Origin of the sequence: Streptomyces sp. UNOC14_S4 (assembly GCF_020740835.1) — a bacterium.
Lineage (GTDB): Bacteria > Actinomycetota > Actinomycetes > Streptomycetales > Streptomycetaceae > Streptomyces.
In genome coordinates this window covers 1-12,272 of sequence record NZ_JAINFC010000006.1, presented here as the reverse complement: position 1 = coordinate 12,272, position 12,272 = coordinate 1, and the positions used below count along the sequence as shown (strand labels likewise).

Annotated in this window: 10 protein-coding genes and 1 tRNA gene; 2 read left to right on the top strand and 9 right to left on the bottom strand. The window is 68.0% G+C overall.

Annotated elements, in window-relative coordinates; all coding sequences use genetic code 11:
- Positions 1-88: 88 nt before the first annotated feature.
- The 9 genes from rpoB to K6I34_RS01235 all read right to left on the bottom strand — a co-directional run bounded on the left by rpoB (position 89) and on the right by K6I34_RS01235 (position 9,577).
- On the bottom strand, positions 89-3,571 hold the full coding sequence (gene rpoB / locus K6I34_RS01275; protein ID WP_229322114.1) for a DNA-directed RNA polymerase subunit beta: 3,483 nt from the start codon (positions 3,569-3,571) through the stop codon (positions 89-91).
- A 613-nt stretch (positions 3,572-4,184) separates the two neighbouring features.
- A complete protein-coding gene (gene rplL / locus K6I34_RS01270; protein ID WP_229322113.1) occupies positions 4,185-4,571 on the bottom strand; it encodes a 50S ribosomal protein L7/L12 in 387 nt (128 codons plus the stop codon).
- 134 nt (positions 4,572-4,705) lie between these two features.
- The gene (gene rplJ / locus K6I34_RS01265) at positions 4,706-5,236 is read right to left on the bottom strand and encodes a 50S ribosomal protein L10 (RefSeq protein WP_121801970.1); all 531 of its coding nucleotides are present in this window, start codon (positions 5,234-5,236) and stop codon (positions 4,706-4,708) included.
- Positions 5,237-5,626: 390 nt separating this feature from the next.
- Positions 5,627-6,541 (bottom strand): DUF1396 domain-containing protein, encoded by a 915-nt coding sequence (locus tag K6I34_RS01260; RefSeq protein ID WP_229322112.1) that lies wholly within the window; start codon positions 6,539-6,541, stop codon positions 5,627-5,629.
- Positions 6,542-6,753: 212 nt separating this feature from the next.
- Positions 6,754-7,470, bottom strand: a complete 717-nt coding sequence (rplA, locus tag K6I34_RS01255; RefSeq protein WP_229322111.1) for a 50S ribosomal protein L1 — start codon at positions 7,468-7,470, stop codon at positions 6,754-6,756.
- A 75-nt stretch (positions 7,471-7,545) separates the two neighbouring features.
- On the bottom strand, positions 7,546-7,980 hold the full coding sequence (gene rplK, locus K6I34_RS01250; RefSeq protein WP_128507227.1) for a 50S ribosomal protein L11: 435 nt from the start codon (positions 7,978-7,980) through the stop codon (positions 7,546-7,548).
- 157 nt (positions 7,981-8,137) lie between these two features.
- Entirely contained in the window at positions 8,138-9,022 is an 885-nt protein-coding gene (nusG, locus tag K6I34_RS01245; protein ID WP_229322110.1) for a transcription termination/antitermination protein NusG, read from the bottom strand.
- Positions 9,023-9,102: 80 nt separating this feature from the next.
- Complete coding sequence (gene secE, locus K6I34_RS01240) at positions 9,103-9,393, bottom strand: preprotein translocase subunit SecE (RefSeq protein WP_229322109.1); 291 nt, start codon at positions 9,391-9,393, stop codon at positions 9,103-9,105.
- Between the two features lie 111 nt (positions 9,394-9,504).
- A tRNA-Trp gene (locus K6I34_RS01235) sits at positions 9,505-9,577 on the bottom strand.
- A 208-nt stretch (positions 9,578-9,785) separates the two neighbouring features.
- Here K6I34_RS01235 and K6I34_RS01230 point away from each other — a divergent pair.
- Both K6I34_RS01230 and K6I34_RS01225 read left to right on the top strand, forming a co-directional pair.
- Positions 9,786-11,033 carry a pyridoxal phosphate-dependent aminotransferase gene (locus K6I34_RS01230; RefSeq protein WP_229322108.1) on the top strand — a complete coding sequence of 416 codons (1,248 nt, stop codon included), beginning with the start codon at positions 9,786-9,788 and terminating at the stop codon, positions 11,031-11,033.
- A 236-nt stretch (positions 11,034-11,269) separates the two neighbouring features.
- On the top strand, positions 11,270-12,272 hold a 1,003-nt coding region (locus K6I34_RS01225; protein ID WP_229322107.1), incomplete at its 3' end, for an adenosine deaminase.

The window sequence follows — 12,272 nt, the reverse complement described above, 5'->3', positions numbered from 1 at the left end:
TCGCGTTAGCGATTTATGGGCTCTACATCAGTGGTCTGAGGGGTCCGGGGACGACGGGGGGCTCGTGGTGAGCCCCCCGTCAGACCCGTCAGACCTCTTCGACGCTGCTCGGCTCGCGCCGGGACAGGTCGATACCGAGCTCTTCCGCAGCGCGGAAGACGTCCTCGTCGGTGTCGCGCATCTCGATGGACATGCCGTCCGAGGACAGCACCTCCACGTTGAGGCACAGGGACTGCATTTCCTTGATGAGCACCTTGAAGGACTCGGGAATGCCGGGCTCGGGGATGTTCTCGCCCTTGACGATGGCCTCGTAGACCTTCACGCGGCCGGTGACGTCGTCGGACTTGATGGTCAGCAGCTCCTGGAGGGCGTACGCGGCGCCGTAGGCCTCGAGGGCCCACACCTCCATCTCACCGAAGCGCTGGCCACCGAACTGAGCCTTACCACCCAGCGGCTGCTGGGTGATCATCGAGTACGGACCGGTCGACCGGGCGTGCAGCTTGTCGTCGACCAGGTGGTGGAGCTTGAGGATGTACATGTACCCGACCGAGATCGGGTCCGGGAACGGCTCGCCGGAGCGGCCGTCGAACATCCGGGCCTTGCCGGAGGGGAGCACCATGCGCTCGCCGTCGCGGTTCGGGATCGTGGACTCGAAGAGACCGGCGATCTCGTCCTCGCGGGCGCCGTCGAAGACCGGGGTCGCGACGTTGGTGCCCGGCGCGACGTCGTCGGCGCCGATGGCCTGGAGTCGCTTCATCCACTCCTCGTCGCCCTCGACCTTCCAGCCGCGGCTGGCGAGCCAGCCGAGGTGGATCTCGAGGACCTGTCCCGGGTTCATTCGGGACGGGACACCGAGCGGGTTGAGGATGATGTCGACCGGGGTGCCGTCCTCGAGGAACGGCATGTCCTCGACCGGAAGGATCTTGGAGATGACACCCTTGTTGCCGTGGCGGCCGGCGAGCTTGTCACCGTCGGTGATCTTGCGCTTCTGCGCGACGTAGACGCGGACCAGCTGGTTCACGCCCGGGGGCAGCTCGTCGCCCTCCTCGCGGTCGAAGACGCGGACGCCGATGACCTTGCCGATCTCGCCGTGCGGGACCTTCAGCGAGGTGTCACGGACCTCACGGGCCTTCTCACCGAAGATCGCGCGGAGCAGGCGCTCCTCCGGGGTCAGCTCGGTCTCACCCTTCGGGGTGACCTTGCCGACCAGGATGTCGCCGGCGACGACCTCGGCACCGATGCGGATGATGCCGCGCTCGTCGAGGTCGGCGAGGACCTCCTCGGAGACGTTCGGGATGTCCCGGGTGATCTCCTCGGGGCCCAGCTTGGTGTCACGGGCGTCGACCTCGTGCTCCTCGATGTGGATCGAGGAGAGGACGTCGTCCTGGACGAGGCGCTGCGACAGGATGATCGCGTCCTCGTAGTTGTGACCCTCCCACGGCATGAACGCCACGAGCAGGTTCTTGCCCAGGGCCATCTCGCCCTCGTCCGTGGACGGACCGTCGGCGAGCACCTGGCCGGCGATGACGCGGGCGCCCTCGTCGACGACGACCTTCTGGTTGAAGGACGTGCCCTGGTTGGAGCGGGAGAACTTGGCGACGCGGTACGTGTTGTACGTGCCGTCGTCGTTGGCCACCGTCACGTAGTCGGCGGAGACCTCCTGGACGACACCGTCCTTCTCCGCCTTGATGACGTCACCGGCGTCGACCGCGCAGCGGTACTCCATGCCGGTGCCGACCAGCGGGGCCTCCGCCTTGATCAGCGGAACGGCCTGGCGCATCATGTTCGATCCCATGAGCGCGCGGTTGGCGTCGTCGTGCTCGAGGAACGGGATCATGGCGGTCGCGACCGACACCATCTGGCGCGGCGAGACGTCCATGTAGTCGACCTCGGACGGGTCGACGTAGTCGACCTCGCCGCCGCGGCGACGGACCAGGACGCGGGACTCGGCGTAGCGCAGGTCCTCGGTGAGGGGGGCGTTCGCCTGCGCGATGACGAAGCGGTCTTCCTCGTCGGCAGTCAGGTAGTTCACCTCGTCGGTGACCTGGCCGTCGACGACCTTGCGGTACGGGGTCTCGACGAAACCGAACGCGTTGACGCGGCCGTACGAGGCGAGCGAACCGATCAGACCGATGTTCGGGCCTTCGGGCGTCTCGATCGGGCACATGCGGCCGTAGTGCGACGGGTGGACGTCTCGGACCTCGAAGCCGGCCCGCTCACGGGAGAGACCACCGGGGCCCAGCGCGGACAGACGGCGCTTGTGGGTCAGGCCCGACAGCGGGTTCGTCTGGTCCATGAACTGGGACAGCTGGCTGGTGCCGAAGAACTCCTTGATGGAGGCGACGACCGGCCGGATGTTGATCAGGGTCTGCGGCGTGATCGCCTCGACGTCCTGGGTGGTCATGCGCTCGCGCACGACGCGCTCCATACGAGCCAGACCCGTGCGGACCTGGTTCTGGATGAGCTCGCCGACGTTGCGCAGACGACGGTTGCCGAAGTGGTCGATGTCGTCGGTCTCGACGACGATCGAGGTGCCGTTCTCGCCGAGCGTGTCCTGCTCACCGGCGTGCAGCTTCACCAGGTACTTGATCGTCGCGATGACATCGTCGACGGTCAGCACACCGGCGTCGAGCGGGGCGTCGGCGCCCAGCTTCTTGTTGACCTTGTAGCGGCCGACCTTGGCGAGGTCGTAGCGCTTCGGGTTGAAGTAGAGGTTCTCGAGCAGCGTCTGCGCGGCCTCACGGGTCGGCGGCTCGCCCGGACGCAGCTTGCGGTAGATGTCCAGCAGCGCGTCGTCCTGGCCCTGGGTGTGGTCCTTCTCCAGGGTGGCGCGCATCGACTCGTACTCGCCGAACTCCTCGAGGATCTGCTCGGTCGTCCAACCGAGAGCCTTGAGCAGGACGGTCACGGACTGCTTGCGCTTGCGGTCGATGCGCACACCGACCATGTCGCGCTTGTCGATCTCCATCTCCAGCCAGGCACCCCGGGACGGGATGATCTTGGCCGTGAAGATGTCCTTGTCGGACGTCTTGTCGATGGAGGAGTCGAAGTAGACACCGGGCGAGCGGACCAGCTGCGAGACGACGACACGCTCGGTGCCGTTGATGCAGAAGGTGCCCTTGGGCGTCATGAGCGGGAAGTCGCCCATGAAGACCGTCTGGGACTTGATCTCACCGGTCTCGTTGTTGGTGAACTCGGCCGTGACGAAGAGCGGGGCCGCGTACGTGAAGTCGCGCTCCTTGCACTCGTCGATCGAGTTCTTCGGCGGCTCGAAGCGGTGATCGCGGAAGGTCAGGGACATCGACCCGGAGAAGTCCTCGATCGGGGAGATCTCTTCGAAGATCTCCTCCAGACCGGACTTGGTGGGGACGTCCTGACCGCTTTCCAGCGCAGCCTCGACGCGAGCCTTCCAGGCGGCATTGCCGAGCAGCCAATCGAAGCTCTCGGTCTGCAGCGCAAGGAGGTTCGGAACCTCGAGGGGCTCCTTGATCTTCGCAAAAGAGATGCGCAGCGGGGCGGTGCTGGCGCCGGTGTTCGTATTGGCAGTCGAGGCGTTGCGCGAGGCGGCCAAGAGGGGGTCCTTCCGAGGGCTCGGACTCACTACGCGCGTACCGGCCCCACTTGGCGTGCATACGAGAGAAATCCCAGCTCAGCGGGTTTCCATCGAGGGTGCTCGACAGTGGGCATGCCCCTGGTGACGGGCAGGGAGCAGCTAACAGGCAGCGCAAAGGGTCAGTGTAGCCACTTGGCCCACTGATGTCCAGAGCGGATTTCCGGAGACCGGTGCGATACCAATCTCTCCCTCCGGGATCCTGTTGTTCCTCATGCCTGGAGCAAGGCTTCCCTCTTCGCCTGCGATCCATGCCTCGTACTGCGGATCGATGTGGCGACGCGTCCTGAGAATTGCGCGCGACGTGCCGTTCGTCAAGGCCCCTCGGCCCCCGGACGCCTCCCGTGGCGCCGGTACGGGCCGTCGGCACCCCTTGCGGCGCGCTGCCCCGGGGCGCCCACCGGGAACCTCCCGACGGACAACGAAGATCACCATACTCGTCCCCGCCGCCAGGGCAAGGCAACCGTCGCGGGAACGCCCAAGGGCGACCACCCGCATGGGTGATCGCCCTTGAAACTTACACGTTCCCGGGGAGTGCCCGGTCACGTGGGGAGGAGTCGTACGACTCCGTGGGTCACTTGACCTCGACGGAGGCGCCGGCGCCCTTGAGGGCCTCGGCGGCCTTCTCCGCGGCGTCCTTGGCAACCTTCTCCAGGACCGGCTTCGGGGTGCCGTCGACCAGGTCCTTGGCCTCCTTCAGGCCGAGGGAGGTCAGCTCACGGACGACCTTGATGACCTGGATCTTCTTGTCACCGGCGGCGGTGAGGATGACGTCGAACTCGTCCTTCTCCTCGACCTCGGCGGCGGCGGCGCCACCAGCGGCACCGGCGACCATGACCGGCGCGGCGGCGGCGGCGGTGACGTCGAACTTCTCCTCGAACGCGGCCACGAAGCCCGCGAGCTCGATGAGGGTCATCTCCTCGAACTGCGCGAGCAGCTCGTCCTGGGTCAGCTTCGCCATGATGGCGGGTCCTTCCACTAAATCGGCAGGTGCCGGGATGTACATGTCGGCGGGCGTCTGCCTCAACGGCAGTTCTTTCGAATACGGCCCGCTACGACCGGTGCCGGATGGCTCCGGTCAATGCGCGAGCCGAATTACTCGGCACCGCCCTGCTCGGCGAGCTTGGCGCGCAGCGCGTCCGCGGTGCGGACGAGCTTCGTCGGCAGCGCCTGGAAGAGCGAGGCAGCCTGGGACTGCTTGCCCTTCATGGCACCGGCCAGCTTGCTGAGCAGAACCTCGCGGGACTCGAGGTCCGCAAGCTTCTTGATCTCATCGGCGGACAGCGCCTTGCCATCAAGGACACCGCCCTTGATGATGAGATTCGGGTTCTCCTTGGCGAAGTCACGAAGACCCTTCGCCGACTCCACCGGGTCACCGGTGACGAAGGCAACGGCCGTCGGACCGGCGAAAAGCCCGTCCTCCAGCGTGATCCCGGCCTCACGGGCGGCGATCTGGGTCAGCGTGTTCTTCACCACGGCGTACTGCGCGTTCTCACCGAGCGAACGGCGCAGCGTCTTGAGCTGCGCCACGGTGAGACCGCGGTACTCGGTCAGCACAGCGGCGTTGGAGCTGCGGAACTTGTCCGTGAGCTCGGCAACCGCGGCGGCCTTGGCGGACGTCGCCATGAGCCTCGGCCTCCTTCCGGGTGATTCGGACCGCTACGCGAAGGGACCTGGGCAAAACGAAACGCCCCGGCGCAGGCGCTCGGGGCGTACCTCGACCGCTCGGACCTCAAGGCCCTCACGGGAGTCGACTCCTGAATCACCTGCGCAGGTCGCCCGCAGCTAGCGGATCCTTCGGCCACCACGCCTTCAGGATGAAGGCACAGCAACGACCAGCGGTCTTTGGCTTCCGGAACAAGGTACGGGACGCGTCCGGCGGAAAGCAAATCGGGGTTCCGTGCGTGGTTGGGGTGCGCCTACCGGGGTGCCTCTTAAGCCCGGCAGGCGTCTGCGGGCCGTACTGGGCCGGTCGCGCAGTTCCCCGCGCCCCTTCGGGGCACGGCCCTTACGGGGCTAGGCGGCGCTGCCCGGGCCCTTTGCGTCCTGGAGGTCCTTCATCTTCTTGGCCAGTTCGGCCAGGTCCGTGACCTCGGAGGCGGGCGGGGTCTCGACGGTGACCGGCTTGTTCACGTCGAGGAACTTCATGGTCATGTCGAGCTGGCCCTTGCGCGTGGCGGAGCGGGTGCGGACCTGCTTGCCGTGGTCCTCGCCGTCGACCCACATGTCGATCTGGATCTTGTCGGCGCCCATCTTCTCGTACTCCGCGAGGTTCTTCTCCTGGCGTTCCCGCACGTCGGCGGGCTTGCTCTGGAGTTCCTGGCGCAGCTGGCCGAGGGTGACGGTGCCGGTGTAGTGGGTGGTCTTCACCCCGTCGATCGTCTCCTCGCCCACCTTGGTGACGTCCTTGGCGGAGCCCATGCCGCTGGCCTCGTCCGCCGGATTGCTCGGCTGGCTGCCGACCTTCCCCTTGCCGTCCGCCCCGCCCGCGGCCTGCATGGCGCCCATGTCGAACTTGATCCACTTGGCGTCGCCGCCCATGGTCTCGTCGGACCCCCGCATGTAGAGGGCGCCGTCGACGACGCGCATCTCCATCTGGCCGCTGCCCTCGGCCGTGGCGCCCTTGATCTTCATCTTCATCTGCATGGCCTGCGGGTTCATGCGGATGGCGGCCGTTCCGTCGACGTCCCCGGTCCCGGGCATCTTGCCGCTCATGCTGTACGACAGCGAGGTGATCTCCTCGCTCTTGCGCGCGGCGCGCTTGACCGCGGCCGCGGCCGTCGCGTCGGCGGCCTTCTGGGGCGCCTGGGAGGCACTGCCCTTCGCCGCCGGGCCCGCCTTGCTCTCACCGCCGCCGGAGCAGGCCGCGGTGCCGCACAGCAGCGCCACGGAGAGCAGGGCACCCGCCGTGGAGCGGTAGGTCGAACGCATGGTCTCCCCCAAGATCCTGGAAATACGACATCAGCCGCCATATGTGGTCATGACATGGCGATCATCAGGATCGTAGACCTTCGCACTGACGCTCCCCCATCGAATAAGCACATCAATTGCGGGAGCACACGAAAAGGCCGGGCCCCGCGCCTCCTGAGAGGTGCGGGGCCCGGCCCTTGGATCGACGCGCTACGCGCTCCGAGCGGTCAGATTCAGACCGTCTCGTCCTCGACGAGGAGGTTGCGGGTGCGGTTCGGGTCGACCGGGATGCCGGGGCCCATCGTCGTGGTGACGGTGGTCTTCTTGATGTAGCGGCCCTTGGCGGCCGACGGCTTGAGACGCGTGATCTCCTCGAGCGCCGCGGCGTAGTTCTCCACCAGCTTGGTCTCGTCGAAGGAGACCTTGCCGATGATGAAGTGCAGGTTCGAGTGCTTGTCGACGCGGAACTCGATCTTGCCGCCCTTGATCTCCGTGACAGCCTTCGCCACGTCCGGGGTGACCGTGCCGGTCTTCGGGTTCGGCATCAGACCACGGGGGCCGAGGACGCGGCCGAGGCGGCCGACCTTGCCCATGAGGTCCGGGGTGGCGACGACGGAGTCGAAGTCCAGACGGCCCTTCGCGACCTCGTCGATCAGCTCGTCGGCACCGACGATGTCGGCGCCCGCGGCACGCGCGGCCTCGGCACGGTCGCCGGTCGCGAAGACCAGGACCCGGGCGGTCTTACCGGTGCCGTGCGGAAGGTTCACGGTGCCACGGACCATCTGGTCGGCCTTGCGCGGGTCGACGCCCAGACGCATGGCGACCTCGACGGTGCCGTCGAACTTGGTGCTGGAGGTCTCCTTGGCGAGACGGACGGCCTCGAGCGGGGCGTACAGGCGCTCCGCCTCGAGCTTGGCGTCCGCAGCGCGGAGAGTCTTGCTGCGCTTCACTGGTGCTCCTCAGTGGTTATGGAGTTCGTGGTGCGGGCCAGCGCCGGCCCTCCCACGGGTACTGCGAGGGGAGTGTCAGCCCTCGACCGTGATGCCCATGGAACGGGCGGTGCCGGCGATGATCTTCGACGCGGCGTCCAGGTCGTTGGCGTTCAGGTCGGGCATCTTGGTGGTGGCGATCTCGCGGACCTGCGCCTCGGTGATCTTGGCGACCTTGGTCTTGTGCGGCTCGCCGGAGCCCTTCTCCACGCCCGCAGCCTTGAGGATCAGCTTCGCGGCCGGCGGAGTCTTGGTCACGAAGGTGAAGGAACGGTCCTCGTAGACCGTGATCTCCACCGGCACGACCATGCCACGCTGCGACTCGGTCGCGGCGTTGTAGGCCTTGCAGAACTCCATGATGTTGACGCCGTGCTGACCCAGCGCGGGGCCGACCGGCGGAGCCGGGTTCGCGGCACCGGCGCTGATCTGGAGCTTGATAAGCCCCGTGACCTTCTTCTTCTTGGGAGGCATTGCTCTCTCCGGGTCCTAGTGAGAGTGTTTTTGCCAAGCGCACAGTGCGCGCAGGCATACCGCACCACGATAACGGGTAACGTGCCGCAGCCAAAAACCGAGAGGCCAGACCGGGTTCCGGTCTGGCCTCTCGGGTGGTTCTGGAACCAGTGCGGGACTAGTTCTTCTGGATCTGGTCGAAGCTCAGCTCGACCGGGGTCTCGCGACCGAAGATCTCGACGAGGCCCTTGACCTTCTTCGAGTCGGCGTTGATCTCGTTGATCGTCGCCTGGAGCGTCGCGAACGGGCCGTCGGTGACGGTGACCGAGTCGCCCACCTCGAAGTCCAGCACCTGGACCTCGACCTTGCGCTGCGGGGCGGGCTTGCCCTCGGCCTCGGCGGCCTCGCGGGCGGCCTTCTCCTCGGCCTCCGGGGCGAGCATCTTGACGATCTCGTCCAGGGTCAGCGGGTACGGGTCGTAGGCGTTGCCGACGAAGCCGGTGACACCCGGGGTGTTGCGGACGACGCCCCAGGACTCGTTCGTCAGGTCCATGCGCACCAGCACGTAGCCGGGGAGCTTGTTCTGCTTGATGGTCTTGCGGTCGCCGTTCTTGATCTGGACGACCTCTTCCTGCGGCACCTCGGCCTGGAAGATGTAGTCCTCGACGTTGAGCGAGACGGCGCGCTGCTCGAGGTTGGTCTTCACGCGGTTCTCGTAACCCGCGTAGGTGTGGATGACGTACCACTCGCCCGGCAGACCACGGAGCTCCTCGCGGAGCGCGGCGACCGGGTCGATCGCGGCCGGCTCCTCGGCGGGCACCTCGTCGGCCTCGACCGCGGCGGCGGCCTCGGACTCGGCGTCGCCCTCGACGTGGAGCGCGGCCTGCTCGGCGGGCTCGCCAGCGGTGGCGTCCTCGGCGTCGAGCTCGTCGATGCCGTCGGCGTTCTCGACGATCTCCTGCGCGGTGTCGTCGCCCTCGACCTCGGCGGAAACAGCCGCGTCCACGTCGGCCTCAGTCGCCTCGACGGAGTCGGCGGCGTCGTTCAGGTTCGGGTCAGACACGTGGCTGCTTCTTCCTGGCTTCAAGGGGTGGAACGTGCGATAGAGGCGGACTCCCCAGGGGAGCCGCCTTACGCGCGGGTTCAGCCGAAGACGTACTTGACGGCTTGGGAGAACCCATAGTCAATCACGGTGACCAGGCCGATGACGACGACGACAAAGGCGATCACCACGGTGGTGTACGTGGAGAGCTGGCCACGAGTGGGCCAGACGACCTTGCGGAGCTCGGCGACGATCTGACGGTAGAAGAGCGCGAGGCGGCCCAGAGGGCCCTTCTTCCCGCGCTTCCCGCCGCGGCGGCCCTTCTGACGCGCCACCTCGTCCTCGGGACGACCGCTCTCAGGCGTCGCGGTGGAGCCAAGGGCTTCCGTCACTACGTCCTCACCTGAATCCGGGTCGTGAGCCGTGCCGCGCCCGGGTGAGCCGCACGGCTGTGCATTTCAGTACGTACGCATATGCACGCACCCTGGAAACGATGCGTGTAGCAGGGCCGAAGGGACTTGAACCCCCAACCGCTGGTTTTGGAGACCAGTGCTCTACCAATTGAGCTACGACCCTTTGTGGTTCCCCCCAACCTACCGCATCCGGCCGTACGCACGGAGTGCGTGTGCCGGTTGCGCCGTCGAGGGCCAACGACGGTTGAGTGTACGTGCTCCGCGGGCCGACGTCGAACAGCGCCACCCGCGCCCCGTCCGCACCCCGCCCGGAACAGCCGCCGTACGCAACTCATGTGCCCCGTTCGTCCCGTGTCTGGGACGATGCCTGCATGACCGCTGCGACTCCTTCCGAGCCCCCCGTCCAGTCCCCCACCGAGCGCCGGGTGTCCGCCCGGATCGGTTCGATCTCCGAGTCCGCCACGCTCGCCGTGGACGCCAAGGCCAAGGCCCTCAAGGCCGCCGGGCGCCCGGTGATCGGCTTCGGCGCGGGCGAGCCGGACTTCCCCACGCCCGGCTACATCGTCGAGGCCGCGGTCGAGGCGTGCCGCAACCCGCGCTTCCACCGCTACACGCCCGCCGGCGGCCTCCCCGAGCTGAAGACCGCGATCGCCGCCAAGACGCTGCGCGACTCCGGCTACGAGGTCGACGCCTCCCAGGTGCTGGTGACCAACGGCGGCAAGCAGGCGATCTACGAGGCGTTCGCCGCGATCCTCGACCCGGGCGACGAGGTCATCGTGCCCGCCCCGTACTGGACCACCTACCCGGAGTCGATCCGCCTCGCGGGCGGCGTGCCGGTGGAGGTCGTCGCGGACGAGACGACGAACTACCGCGTCTCCGTCGAGCAGCTGGAGGCGGCCCGCACCGAGCGGACCAAGGTCCTGCTCTTCGTCTCCCCCTCGAACCCCACCGGCGCGGTCTACAGCCGTGAGCAGGTCGAGGAGATCGGCCGCTGGGCCGCCGAGCACGGCCTGTGGGTGCTGACCGACGAGATCTACGAGCACCTGGTCTACGGCGACGCGGAGTTCTCCTCGCTGCCGGTCGTCGTGCCGGAGCTGCGCGACAAGTGCATCGTCGTCAACGGCGTCGCCAAGACGTACGCCATGACGGGCTGGCGCGTGGGCTGGATCATCGGCCCGAAGGACGTCGTGAAGGCCGCGACCAACCTCCAGTCGCACGCCACGTCCAACGTCTCCAACGTCGCGCAGGCCGCCGCGCTGGCCGCCGTCTCCGGCAGCCTGGAGGCCGTCGAGGAGATGAAGGTCGCCTTCGACCGCCGCCGTCGCACGATCGTGCGCATGCTCAACGAGATCGACGGCGTGTTCTGCCCGGAGCCGGAGGGCGCGTTCTACGCCTACCCGTCGGTCAAGGAGCTGCTCGGCAAGGAGATCCGCGGCCGGCGGCCGGCGACCTCCGTCGAGCTGGCCGCCCTGATCCTCGACGAGGTCGAGGTCGCGGTCGTCCCGGGCGAGGCCTTCGGCACGCCGGGCTACCTGCGCCTGTCGTACGCGCTGGGCGACGAGGACCTGGTCGAGGGCATCTCGCGCGTCCAGAAGCTGCTGGCCGAAGCGCGGGACTGAGACGGCGCGCTACCACAAGCGGGCTCCCGGCTGCGGCCGGGGGCCCGCTTGTGCGTTCAGGCGAGCCCCCATCGAGGGAATTCGGCTGCCTGCATGGAGATCCCTGCGGCAGGATCTGCCAGTGACTCCTCCCCCTAGGGGGCTTCTCATTTGGCTGTCGCAACAGCTTTCATGACGGACAAGCCCTGCCCGGCACCTCGCGGCACGGAGCGAAGTCTATCGGTAACGGAGAGTTCGTGGAGACGGTTCGTGACATCCAGCGGCTGCCGAAGGCCCATCTGCATCTGCACTTCACCGGGTCCATGCGGCCGTCGACCCTGCTGGAGCTCGCCGACAAGTACGGGGTCCACCTGCCCGACGCGCTGAGCGGCGGGGAGCCCCCCCAGTTGCGGGCCACGGACGAGCGCGGCTGGTTCCGCTTCCAGCGGCTCTACGACATCGCCCGCTCCTGCCTGCGCTCCCCCGAGGACATCCGGCGACTCGTGCGCGAGGCCGCCGAGGAGGACGTCCGCGACGGCTCCGGCTGGCTGGAGATCCAGGTCGACCCGACGTCGTACGCGCCCCGGCTGGGCGGTCTCATCCCCGCCCTGGAGATCATCCTGGACGCCGTGGAGACGGCCTCCCGGGACACCGGGCTGGGCATGCGGGTCGTCGTCGCCGCCAACCGCATGAAGCACCCCCTGGACGCCCGCACCCTGGCCCGGCTCGCCGTGCGCTACGCGGACCGGGGCGTCGTCGGCTTCGGCCTCTCCAACGACGAGCGGCGCGGGCTCGCCCGGGACTTCGACCGCGCCTTCGACATCGCCCGGGAGGGTGGCCTCGCCGCCGTACCGCACGGCGGCGAGCTCTCCGGCCCCAGCAGCGTCCGCGACTGCCTGGACGACCTGCGCGCGGCCCGCGTCGGGCACGGCGTCCGCGCGGCGGAGGACGCGAAGCTGCTGCGCAAGCTCGCGGAACGGCAGGTGACCTGCGAGGTGTGCCCGTCCTCGAACGTGGCCCTGGGCGTCTACGAGAAGCCGTCCGACGTGCCGCTGCGCACGCTCTTCGAAGCGGGCGTCCCCATAGCGCTGGGCGCCGACGACCCGCTCCTCTTCGGCTCCCGCCTCGCGGCGCAGTACGCGCTGGCGCGCGAGCATCACGGCTTCACGGATGCGGAGCTGGCGGAGCTGGCGCGGCAGTCGATCCGGGCGTCGCGCGCGCCGGAGTCCGTGCGGGCGGGTTTGCTGGCGGGGGTGGAGG

Excerpts from the sequence above, each read along its gene's own strand:
- rplL (WP_229322113.1), bottom strand. The coding sequence starts at position 4,571 with ATGGCGAAGCTGACCCAGGACGAGCTGCTCGCGCAGTTCGAGGAGATG.
- rplJ (WP_121801970.1), bottom strand. The coding sequence starts at position 5,236 with ATGGCGACGTCCGCCAAGGCCGCCGCGGTTGCCGAGCTCACGGACAAG.
- K6I34_RS01260 (WP_229322112.1), bottom strand. The coding sequence starts at position 6,541 with ATGCGTTCGACCTACCGCTCCACGGCGGGTGCCCTGCTCTCCGTGGCG.
- rplK (WP_128507227.1), bottom strand. The coding sequence starts at position 7,980 with ATGCCTCCCAAGAAGAAGAAGGTCACGGGGCTTATCAAGCTCCAGATC.
- K6I34_RS01230 (WP_229322108.1), top strand. The coding sequence starts at position 9,786 with ATGACCGCTGCGACTCCTTCCGAGCCCCCCGTCCAGTCCCCCACCGAG.